General features: G+C 62.3%; 13 protein-coding genes. 3 read left to right on the forward strand and 10 right to left on the reverse strand.

Features of this window, described 5'->3' with window-relative positions; all coding sequences use genetic code 11:
• Nucleotide 1: 1 nt before the first annotated feature.
• From prmA to rsxC, 9 genes are all read right to left on the reverse strand, one after another.
• The gene (prmA, locus tag ACZM22_RS00770; protein WP_484438498.1) at nucleotides 2–955 is read right to left on the reverse strand and encodes a 50S ribosomal protein L11 methyltransferase; all 954 of its coding nucleotides are present in this window, start codon (nucleotides 953–955) and stop codon (nucleotides 2–4) included.
• A 30-nt stretch (nucleotides 956–985) separates the two neighbouring features.
• The gene (locus ACZM22_RS00775; RefSeq protein WP_484423762.1) at nucleotides 986–1,858 is read right to left on the reverse strand and encodes a DegV family protein; all 873 of its coding nucleotides are present in this window, start codon (nucleotides 1,856–1,858) and stop codon (nucleotides 986–988) included.
• 112 nt (nucleotides 1,859–1,970) lie between these two features.
• On the reverse strand, nucleotides 1,971–3,338 hold the full coding sequence (gene mnmE / locus ACZM22_RS00780; RefSeq protein ID WP_489542782.1) for a tRNA uridine-5-carboxymethylaminomethyl(34) synthesis GTPase MnmE: 1,368 nt from the start codon (nucleotides 3,336–3,338) through the stop codon (nucleotides 1,971–1,973).
• Nucleotides 3,339–3,513: 175 nt separating this feature from the next.
• Nucleotides 3,514–4,401, reverse strand: coding sequence for an RnfABCDGE type electron transport complex subunit B (locus ACZM22_RS00785; protein ID WP_489542783.1), 888 nt, complete (start codon nucleotides 4,399–4,401; stop codon nucleotides 3,514–3,516).
• A gap of 13 nt (nucleotides 4,402–4,414) precedes the next feature.
• Nucleotides 4,415–5,002: an electron transport complex protein RnfA gene (locus ACZM22_RS00790; protein WP_483267534.1), complete on the reverse strand. Its 588-nt coding sequence runs from the start codon at nucleotides 5,000–5,002 to the stop codon at nucleotides 4,415–4,417.
• Nucleotides 5,003–5,005: 3 nt separating this feature from the next.
• The gene (gene rsxE, locus ACZM22_RS00795; protein WP_484423757.1) at nucleotides 5,006–5,653 is read right to left on the reverse strand and encodes an electron transport complex subunit RsxE; all 648 of its coding nucleotides are present in this window, start codon (nucleotides 5,651–5,653) and stop codon (nucleotides 5,006–5,008) included.
• An 18-nt stretch (nucleotides 5,654–5,671) separates the two neighbouring features.
• Complete coding sequence (locus ACZM22_RS00800) at nucleotides 5,672–6,265, reverse strand: RnfABCDGE type electron transport complex subunit G (RefSeq protein WP_489542784.1); 594 nt, start codon at nucleotides 6,263–6,265, stop codon at nucleotides 5,672–5,674.
• Complete coding sequence (locus ACZM22_RS00805; RefSeq protein WP_484436870.1) at nucleotides 6,265–7,269, reverse strand: RnfABCDGE type electron transport complex subunit D; 1,005 nt, start codon at nucleotides 7,267–7,269, stop codon at nucleotides 6,265–6,267. Before ACZM22_RS00805 ends, ACZM22_RS00800 begins: the two co-directional genes overlap by 1 nt.
• A 4-nt stretch (nucleotides 7,270–7,273) precedes the next feature.
• The gene (gene rsxC / locus ACZM22_RS00810) at nucleotides 7,274–8,647 is read right to left on the reverse strand and encodes an electron transport complex subunit RsxC (RefSeq protein ID WP_483267530.1); all 1,374 of its coding nucleotides are present in this window, start codon (nucleotides 8,645–8,647) and stop codon (nucleotides 7,274–7,276) included.
• A 298-nt stretch (nucleotides 8,648–8,945) separates the two neighbouring features.
• Between rsxC and ACZM22_RS00815 the strand changes: the two genes are divergently transcribed.
• Nucleotides 8,946–9,716 carry a DUF975 family protein gene (locus ACZM22_RS00815; RefSeq protein WP_489542785.1) on the forward strand — a complete coding sequence of 257 codons (771 nt, stop codon included), beginning with the start codon at nucleotides 8,946–8,948 and terminating at the stop codon, nucleotides 9,714–9,716.
• A gap of 251 nt (nucleotides 9,717–9,967) precedes the next feature.
• Nucleotides 9,968–11,314: a short-chain fatty acid transporter gene (locus ACZM22_RS00820; RefSeq protein WP_489542786.1), complete on the forward strand. Its 1,347-nt coding sequence runs from the start codon at nucleotides 9,968–9,970 to the stop codon at nucleotides 11,312–11,314.
• 165 nt (nucleotides 11,315–11,479) lie between these two features.
• On the opposite strand, the gene ACZM22_RS00825 is transcribed toward ACZM22_RS00820, so the two are convergent.
• Nucleotides 11,480–12,394, reverse strand: a complete 915-nt coding sequence (locus ACZM22_RS00825; RefSeq protein WP_489542787.1) for a hypothetical protein — start codon at nucleotides 12,392–12,394, stop codon at nucleotides 11,480–11,482.
• Between the two features lie 137 nt (nucleotides 12,395–12,531).
• Here ACZM22_RS00825 and recJ point away from each other — a divergent pair, with 137 nt between their 5' ends.
• Entirely contained in the window at nucleotides 12,532–14,622 is a 2,091-nt protein-coding gene (gene recJ / locus ACZM22_RS00830) for a single-stranded-DNA-specific exonuclease RecJ (RefSeq protein WP_489542788.1), read from the forward strand.
• Nucleotide 14,623 lies beyond the last annotated feature (1 nt).

A 14,623-nucleotide genomic window follows, 5' to 3' on the forward strand; every position in this document is an offset into this window, starting at 1 on the left:
TTTACCGGCACAGGAAGCTGTACCAGCCCTCGGAGTCGTGCTGCTCCACGATGGTCCAGCCTTCGGCGCGCAGCTTGGCGGAAACCTCTTCTGCGCGGTCGTCGATGATGCCGGAGCACAGGAACAGACCACCCTCCTTCAGGAAGGGCCGCACCTTGCCGGAAAGACCCATGATGACGTCCGCCACAATGTTGGCCACCACCATGTCGTAGTCGCCGCCGAATTCCGCCTGTAATGCTTTGTCCGTCAGCACGTCGCCCCAGCGCACGGTGTAGCGGTCCTTGCCGATGCCATTGAGGGCGGCGTTCTCGTAGGCCACGTCCACGCACTTCTCGTCGATGTCGCAGGCAAAAGCCTCTCTGGCCCCCAGCACCAGCGCCGCGATGGACAGGATGCCGCTGCCGCAGCCCAGATCCAGCACTCTTTCGCCGCCATGGATGTACTTGTCCAGCGATTGCAGGCACAGCCGGGTGGTGGCGTGGCTGCCGGTACCGAAGGTGAGGCCCGGGTTCAGCACCAGCTTCATCCGCCCTCTGGCCTTGGTCTCCTCCCACTGGGGTACCACCAGCAGCCGCTCCCCGATCTCCATGGGCTTGTAGAACTTCTTCCAGTTGTTTTCCCAGTCCGCATCGGCCACGTTGTCGATGGTCAGCAGCATCGGGCCGTACTCCGGATGCTCCTTTTTCAGGGCGGACATGGCGATGCGCACCTGCGCCACGATGTTCAGGGCATCCTCGTTCCGCTCCAGATAGAAGGTGACGCGGCTGACGCCGGCCTTTTCCCGCAGCAGGTCCTCATCCACATAGTCCCAATACTGCCGGTTATGCTCCAGAAAATCCTTGAAATCCGCTTCATCGTCGATGATGACGCCGGTGATGCCCTGCTGCTCCAGCAGTGCTGTCACCGCGTCCAGCCCCGACGGCGAGGTGTCGATCTTCAGCTCCAGCCATTCCATGTGCGTTCCCTCCGAATGTGAAATCATGTGTCAGCGCTTGGTGCCCACGAAGAACAGGCCCATGGTGTTGGGGCCGGTGTGGCTGCCGATGACAGGCCCGATGTAGTTGATGTAGACCTCCTTCACACCGTAGCGGGCCTTCAGCTCCTCGGCCACGGCGCGGGACTCCTTCTCGCAGTCCGCGTGGCAGATGAACATCACCTGCTCACTGGGCTCGATGCCCAGCTCCGCCACCTTGTCAATGAGGGCCTGCAGGCTGGCCTTGCGGCCGCGAGCCTTGCTGACGGGTACCAGTTTTCCCTCGTCGGAGGTGTGCATCACCGGCTTGATGGACAGCATGGTACCCAGAAACGCAGTGGTGGCGGACACGCGGCCGCCCATCTTCAGGAAGTTCAGGTCGTCTACGGTGAACCAGTGGTCAATGTGAAGCTTGTTTTCCTCTACCCACTGCACCAGCTCCTCAGCGGACAGACCCTCCCGCTTTTTCTGCACCGCCAGATACAGCAGCAGCCCCTGCCCCAGCGAGGCGGACAGGGAGTCCACCACGTAGACATGGCTCTCGGGGAACTCGTCCGCCATGGTCTTGGCGGCGATGCAGGCGTTCTGGTACGTGGCGGACAGAGCGCTGGAGAAGTTGATGCACACGATGTCCTTGCCCTGGGCCAGCACGGCGCGCATGGCGTCCTCGAACTGTCCTACATTGGCGGCGGAGGTGGTGCTGAGGATACCGCTGCGGATGTTCTTGTAAAACTCCTCGAAGCTGATCTCACTGCCGTCCAGCATGTTGGCGTAGTCCTTGCCGTTCATGTGGACGGTCAGGGGCACCACGTTCAGCTCCAGCTCCTGGGCCATGTGGGCGTTCAGATCGCAGCAGCTGTCGGTCATGATGATATAGTCACGCATAGCAAAAGCCTCCTTTTGTCGAATGGATGTTCACGATACTCCATGGTAACACGAAACGCGCCAGTTGAAAAGGGGAAACCCGAAAATTTGCGCACCTCTTACAAAAATACGGTCATTTTCCCACGCAGAAGCGGGAGAAGATGGTATCCACCAGATCCTCGCGGATGCGCTTGCCGTTCAGCTCGCCCAGTGCCTCCAGCGCCGCTTCACAGTCCGTCAGCACCACATCCGGTGTCATGCCCATGTCCAGTGCGCCGCGGGCCTCCGCTACGGCGGACAGGGCGCGTTCCACGGCGTCAGCCTGCCGCGCGTTGGTCAGCAGCTCGCCCGCAGGCGTCTCCCCCGCAGGGTACAGCGCCGCCACAGTCTCCGCCAGCGCGTCCAGCCCCGCGCCGGTTTGGGCGGAGATATGCAGCACGCGGGGGAACCGCTCAGCCAAGGCCGCCGTGTCCAGCTTTTGGGGCAGATCGCTCTTGTTCACCAGCACCAGCAGGCGGGGCGTCTGCTCTGCCGCCGCCATGGCCTGTTCGTCCTCGTCTGTCAGAGTCTGGGAGCCGTCCAGCACCAGCAGGGCCAGCGCCGCCCGCTGCGCCGCCTGACGGCTGCGTTCCACACCCATAGCCTCAATGCGGTCAGCGCTGTTTCGGATGCCGGCGGTATCCGTCAGCCGCAGCAGTACGCCGCCCACCAGCACCTTTTCCTCCACGGTGTCGCGGGTGGTACCGGCGATGTCGGTGACGATGGCGCGGTCGTAGCCCAGCAGGGCGTTGAGCAGGGAGGATTTTCCCGCGTTGGGCCGTCCTAAGATCACGGCGGGGACGCCCTGCTTCAGAAGCTGTCCGCGGGAGAAGGTGGCCAGCAGCCGCTCCAGCTCCCGCTGGGCACGACTCAATGTGTCCAGCATCTCCTGGCGCTGTACGTCCTCGATGTCCTCGTCGGGGTAGTCCACCACGGCATAAAACCGTGCCGCCATGGCCATCAGACTGTCGTAGATACCGGCGATGGTGCGGCTCAGCACACCGTCCAGCTGGCACACCGCGTTTTTCGCCGCCTCCGCCGTCTCCGCATCGATGAGGTCCGCCACGGACTCCGCCTGGATCAGGTCCATGCGTCCGTTGAGGAAGGCCCGCCGCGTGAACTCGCCGCCTCTGGCCTGACGGCACCCCGCGGCCAACAGCGCGGCCAGACCCGCATTCAGCACCACCGGCGAGCCGTGGCAGTGTACCTCCGCGCAGTCCTCACCGGTGTAGCTGTTGGGCCCCGCGAACCGGACGCACAGCACATGGTCGATGACGCTGCCGCTCCGGTCCAGCAGGTCGCCATACACCATGCTGCGAGGCTGCTGCGCACCGGCGGGGCGGCCGTTTCTGGCGCGGAACACGCGGTCCAGCGCCGCCAGCGTGTCGGGGCCGGACAGGCGCAGAATGCCGATGGCACTGGGCAGCTGGGGCGTGGCGATGGCAGCGATGGTGTCGGACATGGCGGGGAGCCTCCTTGCGGTCGTTTTTTCCAGTATACCACGGCGGACGTCAAAAGGAAAGGGCGGGGATACCCCGCCCTTTCCTTTTTTAGATCTGCCGCAGGACGGAGAGAGGCCCCACAGCTAATAAAACAAGAGACACGCCGGATGGCGTGTCTCTTGTTTTATTGGGTGGTTACTCGGCCTTGGGAGCCTCAGCGGCGGCCTTGGCGGCAGCAGCCTTCTTCTCGGCAGCAGCCTTCTGCGCAGCCTTGAACTTCTCCTTCTCCTCGGGAGTGGGGATGGGCTCGATGGCGTTGCGGGGGCAGGCCTTGGCGCACATGGTGCAGTTCTTGCACTTGCTGTAATCGATGACGGCCACGTTGTTCTCCACGTGGATGGCGTCGAACTTACAGGTGCGCTCACACATACCGCAGGCGATGCAGCTGGAGGCGCACACCTTGGTGACGGCAGGGCCCTTGTCCTTGTTGGAGCAGTTGACGAACACCTTCTGCTTGTAGGGCACCTCCACGATCAGGTGGTGCGGGCAGGCAGCGCGGCAGGCGCCGCAGTTGGTGCACTTCTCCTTGTCCACCACAGCCACGCCGTTGACGACGTGGATGGCGTCGAACTTACAGGCAGCGGCGCAGGAGCCGAAGCCGAAGCAGCCGTAGCGGCAGGCCTTGGCGTCGCCGCCGCAGACCTTGGTGGCTGCCAGACAGTCCTTCACACCGCGGTACTCGAAGTTGTCCTTGGCGTTGCAGCCGCCGTTGCACAGCACGTGGGCCACCATCTTGTCGCCGGAGGGAGCCTCCATGCCCATGATGGCAGCGATCTTAGCAGCGCCCTCCGCACCGGCAGGTGCGCAGGCGGTGACGGGGGCCTTACCGGCCAGGATGGCCTCGGCGCAGCCGCCGCAGCCGGGGTAGCCGCAGCCGCCGCAGTTGGCGCCGGCCAGACATGCCTGGATCTCAGGCAGACGGGGGTCGACCTCCACCTCGAACACCTTGGCGGCGACGGCGAGGATCAGGCCGAAAACGATGGCGAGTACGCCCAGAACGGCGACCGCATATACAATAGTCATAGTTGCTACCTCCTTACCAGACCTTCAGGCCGCTGAAGCCCATGAAGGCCAGCGCCATCAGGCCGGCGGTGACCAGCGCGATGGGGAAGCCATCAAAGGCCTTGGGGTTTTCACTGGAGACCTCCAGCTGCTCGCGGACAGCCGCGAACAGGAAGATGGCCAGCAGGAAGCCCAGACCGCCGGTGATGCCGTAGACCACGGACGCGATGAAGTTGTAATTGTTCTGGGTGTTCAGCAGAGCAACGCCCAGCACAGCGCAGTTGGTGGTGATCAGGGGCAGGTACACGCCAAGGGCGGTGTACAGGGTGGGGATGTTCTTCTTCAGGAACATTTCCACGAACTGCACCAGACCGGCGATGACCAGGATGTAGGCCACGGTCTGCATGAACTCCAGACCCAGGGCCGCCAGCACCAGATTCACCAGATAGCAGAACGCGGAGGCCAGACCCATAACGAAGGTCACGGCGGCGCCCATGCCCACAGCGGTGTCGATCTTCTTGGACACGCCCAGGAAGGGGCAGATGCCCAGGAACTGGGAGAAGATAAAGTTATTGGTCAGAATCGCGCCAAGAGAAATGGCGAGCAGCGTAGTCACACTCATAACTTACTTGGCCTCCTTTTTCTTAGCACTCTTGGCCAGAGCCCACTGCATCAGGGCGATGAGGCAGCCCAGGGTCAGGAAGCCGCCCACGGGCAGGGTCAGGACCTTGATGCCGAACTCCTCGGGGAAAATGGTGACACCGGGTGCGCTGCCCAGTCCGCCGCCGCCCAGCAGGCCGCCGCCGAACTTACCGGAGCCCAGGAACTCGCGGACCACGCACATCACCACCAGCACCAGCGTGTAGCCGATGCCCTGGCAGATGCCGTCCACCGCGGAGGCGCCCACGCCGTTCTTGGAGGCAAAGCCCTCGGCACGGCCCAGGATGATGCAGTTCACGACGATCAGGGGGATAAACACGCCCAGAGAGCTGGACAGGGCGGGAACGAAGGCCTTCAGCAGCAGGTCGACGCAGGTCACGAAGCCGGCGATGACCACGATGTAGCAGGCGATACGCACTTCATTAGGGATGATCTTGCGCAGCAGGGAGATAAAGATGTTGGACAGGGTCAGGATGATCAGCACACTGACGCCCATGCCCAGGCCGTTGAAGAACGACGTGGTGATGGCCATGGTGGAGCACATGCCCAGGACCTGGACCAGCACGGGGTTCTGCGTGATGAGACCCTCTTTCAATTGCTTACCGAAATTCATAATGCAGCTCCTCCTTTCTTAGCCCAGAGCTTCCACGGCGGCCAGGGCGGCATTGACGCCCATGTTGATGCCCTTGGTGGAAACGGTGGCGCCGGAGACGGCGGTGATGTTCTTGCCGACTACCAGAGAGCCTGCGCCGCTCATACCGATGAACTGATCCAGCACGGGGACACCGGCGGCGTTGGGCTCGTTGCCCACCACCTTGGTGCCGATGCCGGAGGTCTCGGAGTGGCTGACCACGGAGACGCCGGTAACGGCCTTGTTGGCGTCCACGCCCACCATCATCACGATGGTGCCCTGGGAGCCGGAGGCGGAGATCTTCATAACATAGCCGGCCTCAGCGCCGCCGTTGGTGACGCCGTACAGCTCGGACAGCGTACCGCCCTGGGCGGACGCGGCAGCGGCCACGGCCTCGGGGATATCCAGCTTGTCGGTGAACTCGCTGCCCTCGGGGACAACGGCGCTCATGGCGATGCGGGTGTTCTCGGCATCGATGGCCGCGATCTTGTCAGCGGTGACGTTGTCGACCAGACCCAGCAGGGCGGCCACGACCAGAGAGATGACGGTCAGGGTACCGGCGACCTTGAGAATAAACTTACCGGAGATCTTCATTACTTAGTCGCCTCCTTCTTCTCTTTCTTCACAGCACCGTAGATGGTGGGACGGACATACTTATCCAGCAGCCACGTGGTGCAGTTCATGATCAGGATGGAATAGCAAACGCCCTCGGGATAGGAGCCGAAGCGGCGGATGAAGCAGGTCAGCAGACCGCAGCCCACGCCGAAGATCAGCTGGCCGGGCTTGGTGACGGGGGAGGTGGCATAGTCGGTAGCCATGAAGATGGCGCCCAGCATCAGGCCGCCGCCGAACACGTTGTAGAGCATGTAGTCCACAGCACCGATGCCGGCAGGAGCCGCGATCAGGGACAGGATGGCCACGGTGCCGATGTACGCCACGGGGGTGTGCCAGGAGATGACCTTGCGGATCAGCAGGAACACGCCGCCCACCAGCAGGCACAGGGAGGAGACCTCACCCAGAGAGCCGCCGATCTTGCCCAGGAACATATCGCTGATGGAGTAGTTCTGCATCAGGGTGTTGAAGGCCTCGGCAGTGCCCTCCTTCATGATCTGCAGGGGGGTGGCGGCGGAGGTGACGTCAGGACGGATCTGGGGGATGGCCCAGGAGGTCATGGCGGTGGCATAGCTGGCCAGCAGGAACGCACGGCCCGCCAGCGCGGGGTTCAGGAAGTTGCAGCCGATGCCGCCGTAGAGCTGCTTGACCACAACGATGGAGAAGAACGCGCCGATGATGACAGCCCACCAGGGCAGATCAACGGGGCACACGAAGCTCAGCAGGATACCGGTGACGACTGCGGACAGGTCGCCGATCATGCTGGACTTCTTCATGAGCTTGCGGTACGCCCACTCCCAGAACACGCAGGACACCACGGACACCGCGGTGAGCAGCAGGGCCTTCCAGCCGAAGGCATAGACGCTCCAGGCCAGGGCCGGCAGCAGCGCGATGATCACGTCCAGCATAATGGAGCGGGTATCCTCGTTGGAACGGATATGGGGGGAGGAGGACGCGATCAGCTTCAGATTCTTGTAATCAGTCATGGATTTACGCCTCCTTCTTTTCGGCAGCGGCCTTTGCCTCGGCCTCCGCCTTGGCCTTGGCGGCCATTCTTGCGTTGTTGACCTCCTGCTTGCCCAGACGGAACGCATGGGTCAGGGGCAGGCGGGCGGGACAGGTGTAGGTGCAGGCGCCGCACTCGATGCAGTCCATACCGTGCAGCACGTTCTGCCAGGTGTCCACGTCGCCCTTCATCAGGTACTTGTACATGAACACGGGCTCCAGACGGATGGGGCACACACCCACGCACTTGCCGCAGCGGATGCACTGGGGATCCTCGACGTACTGCTCCTCCTTGTCGGCGAAGGCCAGCATGGCGCCGGTGCCCTTGCCCACGGTGACGTCCACGTCGTACTGGGCAAGACCCATCATCGGGCCGCCCATGATGAGCTTGTAGGTCTCATCCTTCAGACCGCCGCAGGCGTCGAACAGCTTGGTGATGGGGGTGCCGATGGGACATTCGATGTTCTTGGGGTCGATAACGCCGGAGCCGGACACGGTGACGATCTTGTTCACCACGGGCATGCCGGTGTACACCGCGCGATAGATGGCGCAGGTGGTGTTCAGGTTGAAGATGCAGCAGCCTGCATCGGCGGGCAGCTTGCCGCTGGGGACCTGACGGCCGGACACGGCCTGGACCAGCTGCTTCTCAGCGCCCTGGGGATAGCGGGTGTGCAGGACCTCCACCACCACGGGAGCGTTCAGCTCGGCGATGGTCTTGTTCAGCACATCGGCTGCGTTCTGCTTGTTGGCCTCGATGCCGATGTACACCTTGTCCACGCCGAAGCACTTGGCCAGCAGGGTCGCGCCCTTGATGACCTGCTCCGGACGCTCCAGACAGGTGCGGTGGTCGCCGGTGATGTACGGCTCGCACTCTGCGGCGTTGATGATCACGTAGTCCACCTTGCCCAGACCGGAGCTGATCTTGACGTGGGTGGGGAAGGTCGCGCCGCCCTGGCCCACGATGCCGGCGTTCTTGACGATCTCCACCAGCTGCTCGGGGGTCAGACTGTCGGGGTCTGCCACAGGTTTGACTTCCTCGGACACTTCGTTCTGGAAGTCGTTCTCGATGACCACGGACATCATCTTGCCGCCCATGTTGAAGGGGCGGGGCTCCACGGCTTTCACCGTGCCGGAGATGCTGGCGTGGATGGGTGCGGAAACAAATCCGCCGGGTTCGCCGATCCTCTGTCCAATTTTTACCTTGTCGCCCACCGCAACGATAGGCTTGCAAGGCGCACCGATGTGCATAGACATGGGAATGACCACCTCAGCCGGCGCTGCCAGCTGTTCGATGGCCTTTTCATTGGTCGCGGCCTTCATGTCGTTAGGATGAACGCCGCCAAAGAAAGCTTGTGCCATTGTCTTCACCTCATCTTACTACCGGGTGGCCCTTTGCCACCGCATACTATTCAGATATTACAACAAAACTTTTCTCTTGTCCAGCCCTACGGCGCAATTCCTGTGGTTTTTTGCCGTTTTTATCGCGGGCTTGACGGCGTTTCTCGTGAAATATTCCCACATTTCCCGGCGAGCGCCAAAAAATCCGCCGTTCCGGCCGCCCTGCGGCAGCCCTTGTGTTTCCGCCGCCGCTGTGTTAGAATATTAGCGCATCGCGGGAGAAATACATTCGGTCCCCGCGCAGAAAGGATGGGACATTATGCTTCTTGACCGTGTATCCCTGAAAAACGAGGCGAAGGGCATCCTCCGCGGCGCCCGCGTCTCCCCGTACCTGTTCACGCTGCTGTTCATGGGCATCTCGCTGGTGCTCACCGCCGTATCGGACTTTGTGTCCTTTGATGAGGGCATGGTCCACAATATTTATTATAGTACCGGCGTGGATCTGTCGTTTCTGGTACTGCATCGGGCGTTCCCTGCGGCGCTGGTGACGTTCGTGTCCATCCTGGTGTCGCTGTTGAGCGTGCTGCTGAACGCGGGCTACTACCGGTACCATCTGGCGGTACGCCGCGGCGAGGAGGTGCCGTATCTGGGGCTGTTCGACGGCTTCTCCTTCGCCGGGAAGCTGATCCTGCTGGCGCTGGTGCAGTACATCTTCATCTTCCTGTGGACGCTGCTGTTCATCATCCCGGGCTTCATCGCGGCCTACCGCTACCGCTTCGCTGTGTATAACCTGTGCGAAAACCCCGACATGGGCGTGATGGAGGCTATCAACATGAGCAAGGCCCAGACTGCCGGCTTCAAGTGGCAGCTGTTCGTGCTGGACCTGAGCTTCATCGGCTGGCGCATACTCAGCGGCCTGACGCTGAACATCCTGGCCATCTGGCTGAATCCCTACGTCGTCCAGACTGACGTCGGCTTCTTCCAGCAGATCAAGGCGGCCAAGGGCATCGGCTGGTCGCCGGACCGCGGCGGCAGCGGCGAATTCCGACCCTACGACGGCCCTGACCATACGGACAATACGGGGTGGTAATGTCTTTTGACGAAAAACACCGGAACAACAAATGGGTTGTTCCGGTGTTTCTTTTTGTGCAGATGTAACAGAAAATGCCATAACCTGGACTTCTCACACGGGCGATCTTTATTAAAATTTTAACAAACGACACATTTACACTTGATGTTAAAACCTTAACGTAGTAGACTGGTCTTGCCGGTCACGGACCAAAAGGGAAGATGCTGTGCCGGTATCCTGCCAACCTGTATGTAGTGAAGGAGAGTGACGTTGTGTTCAAAAAATTCACCAATGGATGTGTGCGCGTCGTAAACCGGTGGCTGCCGGATGCGTTTCTGTTCGCCATCATCCTGACCCTGATCGTATTCGTGGCCGCCATGTGCGCCACCGGCATGGGCCCCGTCGAGGTCATCGCCAAGTGGGGCGATGCCAAGGGCGGCTTCTGGAATCTGCTGGCTTTCTCCATGCAGATGGCGCTGGTGCTGGTGTTCGGCTCCGCTATGGCCTCCGCCCGCCCCTGCAAGAAGGCGCTGCGCGCCGTGGCCGCTCTCTGCCATAATGACAAGCAGGCCATTCTGGTGACCACGTTCGTGTCCACTATCTGCTGCTGGCTGAACTGGGGCTTCGGTCTGGTCATCGGCGCTCTGCTGGCCAAAGAGGTGGTGCGCCGTGTGCCCACTGTGGATTACCCCCTGCTGATCGCCTCTGCCTATTCCGGCTTTGTCATCTGGCACGCCGGCCTGTCCGGCTCTATCCCGCTGGATCTGGTGGCCGGCAAGGACTTCGGCGGCGTGATGTACCAGGCTCCCATCACCGAGACGGTATTCCACCCCGTGAACCTCATCATGTGCGGCGTCATCCTGGTGCTGATGCCCTTCATCAACTACGCCATGCACCCCGACAAGGATCATACCATCACCGTGAACCCCGCCCTGCTGGTGGACGAGGAGGAGCGCGTGTACGCTATGGATACCCCTGCTGAAAAGCTGGAGCACTCCAAGATCCTGTGGGCCATCACCGTGGTGTTCGGCTTCGTGTACATCGTCTATTACTTCGTGCAGAACGGCTTTACCCTGGGTCTGAACATCGTGAACATGATCTTCCTGTTCCTGGGTCTGCTGCTCCACGGCGACCTGCGCCGCTATGTGGACGCCATCGGCGATGCTGCCGCCGGCGCCGCCGGTATTCTGCTGCAATTCCCGTTCTATGCAGGCATCATGGGCATGATGGTGGCCGCCAACGATCAGGGCGTGTCGCTGGCCGGCGTTATCTCCCAGTTCTTCGTGGACATCTCCAACAATGTGACGTTTCCCATGCTGTCCTTCCTGGCCGCCGGTATCGTCAACTTCTTCGTCCCCTCCGGCGGCGGCCAGTGGGCCGTCCAGGGCCCCATCATGATGCCTGCCGGTGCGGAGATGAACATCGCGGCCGGCCGCACCGCCATGGCCATCGCCTGGGGCGACCAGTGGACCAATATGATCCAGCCGTTCTGGGCACTGCCTGCGCTGGGCATCGCAAAGCTGTCCGCCCGCGACATCATGGGCTATCTGGTGGTGATCCTGCTGTTCACCGGCGTGGTGGCCTGCCTGGGCTTCCTGGGCTGGGCATTGTTCTTCTAAGTGTGACACCCCCTCACATATCCCCTATACCCGCACACAGGGACGGCGCGTCGGCGCCGTCCCTGTGTTTCTGCGTATATTGCCATCGGCCGAAAGGGCGGGCACGCCTGTTACCGTGCCTTTCCGGCGATTTTTGTCCCTGCCCGCCGATGGTGCATAGATGTATCACACCGCTGCGGGCTCCTCTGTGTCCGCTTTCGCCGTCTCCGGCGCGGCGCTGCCGTCAAAGGGTATCTCCAGCAGCTCCGGCCTCCGGATGTGCTTCCGGAAATCGTTGTAGAAGGAGGCGTACTCATAGCCGGTGGCGATGCGCTCATCCATGACGATGCCCAGCGGCATCATCTTCTTGCTGAGGTCTCCGCTCATATAGTTGGGCACCGGCTTTCCCATGCAGACGAACACGCTGGTGGTGCCGAATTCGTAGCAGTGGTGGTAGATGTGGCTGGTCTTGATAGACGCCAGATTGGTGATGAACAGGCTGGTGTGGAACGGGCTCAGGTCGATGATCTTGCGGGGCAGCAGCCCGTGCTTGTCCAGATGGTACGCCAGCCACACCACGAATTTGGGCAGCCCGGGCACGGAGAACATCATCCGTGCGAACTTATCGGTGCTGTTTTTCTGCTCCGTGTGTCGGTTGGCCTCGATGGCATCGGTGATCTTCTGCTGGATGGTGAACACGGTGTCGCTGGGCTCGAGATAGATCTTCAGCGTCGTCTCGTCCGGCGAGCCGTCCGCCAGCTTCTTCAGGATAACGAAGGACACGCTGAAGTGGTTGCGCCGGTAGATATGGCTGTTCACCACGAAGTAGTTCAGCTTGGGGTTGGTCTGTATCGCCTTGTAGTATGCGGCGATGATGACGGCCATGTGGTTGATGCGCACGCCGCTGCGGCGCTTTTCGCGGATATAGGACTTAATGGCCTCCTCGTCGATGTACTCGGTGATGGAGTTCCAGGCATCGTATCGCTTGGGCATGATGTAGGGCACCGCCGCTACGATGGGCGGCAGGTCTTTGACTCTCGTTCCGTCAGGGCGCATGGGCAGGTCCTCGATTCTGTCTGAATTAGGACTATTGTAGACCATATCGCCGCCGATTGCAACCCAATTGCGCAGCGGGATATTTTGCCCTTTACCTTTTCCCTTACATTTGATATAATAAAGTATTATTAAGTTAAATTGGCGGCATAGCCCCTGCCGCCGGAAGAAGGAGGTGATCCGCCGTGAAATTTCAGAAGTGGCATATTGCTGACGCACATCCTCAGGCGGCGGAGCGCCTGAAAGCGGCAGGCTATCCCTGTCTGGTGTCAGAGGTGCTGGCCTCCCGCGGCATTGAGACGGCGGAGCAGGCCGCCGCGTTTCTGGAGCATGAGCAGCGTCTGACGTACAGCCCGTTCCTGATGGCCGACATGGATAAGGCCGTGGCGCGGCTGCAGCAGGCGCTGGCCGCGGGAGAGCGAATGGCCGTGTTCGGCGACTACGACGTGGACGGCATCACCGCCACCTGCATCTTAGTGGACTATCTCCAGAGCCGCGGCGCCGACGTGCTGCACTATATCCCCCGCCGCATCGAGGATGGCTACGGACTGAGCCGTGATGCCATCGAGAACCTGTACCGCCAGGGCGCCCGCCTGCTGATCACCGTGGACTGCGGCATCACCGGCGTGGAGGAGGTGGACTTCGCCAACTCTCTGGGCATGGATGTGATCATCACCGACCACCACGAGTGCAAGGAGACGTTGCCCCATGCCGCCGCGGTGGTGGACCCCCACCGGCCCGACTGCGGCTATCCCTTCAAGCATCTGGCCGGCTGCGGCGTGGCGCTGAAGCTGGTGCTGGCTCTGGGCGGGCCGGACAGGGAGGAGGCCCTGTTCTCCCGCTACTGCACGCTGGCCGCCATCGGCACCGTGGCCGACGTGATGCAGATGTCCGGCGAGAACCGTACCATCGTGTCCCGGGGCCTTGCCGCCATCGACCACTCCTATTTTATCGGGCTCCACGCCCTTTTGAAGGAGGCCGGCCTGGCCGGCCGGGAGATCACCTCCGTGCAGATCGGCTTCGTGCTGGCGCCCCGCATCAACGCGGCGGGCCGCATGGGCGCCGCCGACAAGGCGGCGGAGCTGCTGCTGTGTACCGATCCGGCGGAGGCGGAGCGCATGGCCCGTGAGCTGTGCGCTCTGAACCGCGAGCGCCAGAACGTGGAGCAGACCATCTACTCCCAGGCGGAGGAGATGATCGCCCACCTGCCCGACCGCGACCGCAGCGCGCTGGTGCTGGAGAGCAGCCGCTGGCATCAGGGCGTGGTGGGCATCGTGGCCAGCCGCCTTTCCGAGAAGTATTCCCGCCCCAGCTTTATGATCCACCTGAACGGCGCCACCGGCAAGGGCTCCTGCCGCAGCTGGGGCGGCTTCAACCTGTTTGCTGCGCTGGAGAGCTGCAAGGACCTGCTGCTGGGCTTCGGCGGCCACGAGCTGGCCGCGGGCTTCACCATCCAGGAGGAGAATATCCCCGCCTTCCGTCAGCGCATGAACGACTATGCCCGCAGCTTCCGCGGCGGGCAGGCTCCCGTGTCCGAGCTGGACGTGGATGTGGCCATCACCCACCCCTCCGCGGTGACGCTGGAGGAGCTGGAGGCTCTGTCCGCGCTGGAGCCCTACGGCAGCGGCAATGCCCGCCCCGTATTCTGCCTGCTGGGCGCCACGCTGCTGCGCACCCAGAACGTGGGCCAGAACCGCCACCTGAAGCTGCGCCTCGGCAAGGGCAGCGCCCAGTTTGACGGCATCTTTTTCTCCACCGTGGCCGAGGACTGCGGCTGCCGCGCCGGTGACCGCGTGGATGCCGCCTTCTATTTGCAGATCAACGAGTTCCGCGGCAGCCGGACGGTGCAGCTCCAGATGGTGGACCTGCGGCCGTCCCTGTACCCCAGCGGACGGGAGCAGGAGGGGCTTGCCCTTACGGACCGCTGCACGGCCCATCAGTCCCTGACGATACGGGACGCCCGCCGCCTGCTGCCTACGCGGGATCAGTTCGCCGCCGCATGGCGCTTTCTGGAGCACACGGTACCCGAGCCCGGCCTCACCACCGGATATCTCCCGCTGCTGCGGGCGATGGCGGCGGAGCTGGGCAAAACCGAGCCGTTCCCCCGGGCGTCCCTGTGCCTGGAGGTATTTGCCGAGCGGGGACTTTTGACCATGGAGCATCAGGACGATGACGTGACCATCCGCCTGCACCGCGGGAAGAAAGTGGTGCTGTCGGAGTCACCCCATCTGCTGTGGCTCCGCCAGATGACGGAGAAGGGAGGCACTGTACAATGAC

It is taken from the genome of Vescimonas sp. (genome assembly GCF_057856985.1).

Excerpts from the sequence above, each read along its gene's own strand:
- prmA (WP_484438498.1), bottom strand. The coding sequence starts at position 955 with ATGGAATGGCTGGAGCTGAAGATCGACACCTCGCCGTCGGGGCTGGAC.
- ACZM22_RS00775 (WP_484423762.1), bottom strand. The coding sequence starts at position 1,858 with ATGCGTGACTATATCATCATGACCGACAGCTGCTGCGATCTGAACGCC.
- mnmE (WP_489542782.1), bottom strand. The coding sequence starts at position 3,338 with ATGTCCGACACCATCGCTGCCATCGCCACGCCCCAGCTGCCCAGTGCC.
- ACZM22_RS00785 (WP_489542783.1), bottom strand. The coding sequence starts at position 4,401 with ATGACTATTGTATATGCGGTCGCCGTTCTGGGCGTACTCGCCATCGTT.
- ACZM22_RS00790 (WP_483267534.1), bottom strand. The coding sequence starts at position 5,002 with ATGAGTGTGACTACGCTGCTCGCCATTTCTCTTGGCGCGATTCTGACC.
- rsxE (WP_484423757.1), bottom strand. The coding sequence starts at position 5,653 with ATGAATTTCGGTAAGCAATTGAAAGAGGGTCTCATCACGCAGAACCCC.
- ACZM22_RS00800 (WP_489542784.1), bottom strand. The coding sequence starts at position 6,265 with ATGAAGATCTCCGGTAAGTTTATTCTCAAGGTCGCCGGTACCCTGACC.
- ACZM22_RS00805 (WP_484436870.1), bottom strand. The coding sequence starts at position 7,269 with ATGACTGATTACAAGAATCTGAAGCTGATCGCGTCCTCCTCCCCCCAT.
- rsxC (WP_483267530.1), bottom strand. The coding sequence starts at position 8,647 with ATGGCACAAGCTTTCTTTGGCGGCGTTCATCCTAACGACATGAAGGCC.
- ACZM22_RS00815 (WP_489542785.1), top strand. The coding sequence starts at position 8,946 with ATGCTTCTTGACCGTGTATCCCTGAAAAACGAGGCGAAGGGCATCCTC.
- ACZM22_RS00825 (WP_489542787.1), bottom strand. The coding sequence starts at position 12,394 with ATGGTCTACAATAGTCCTAATTCAGACAGAATCGAGGACCTGCCCATG.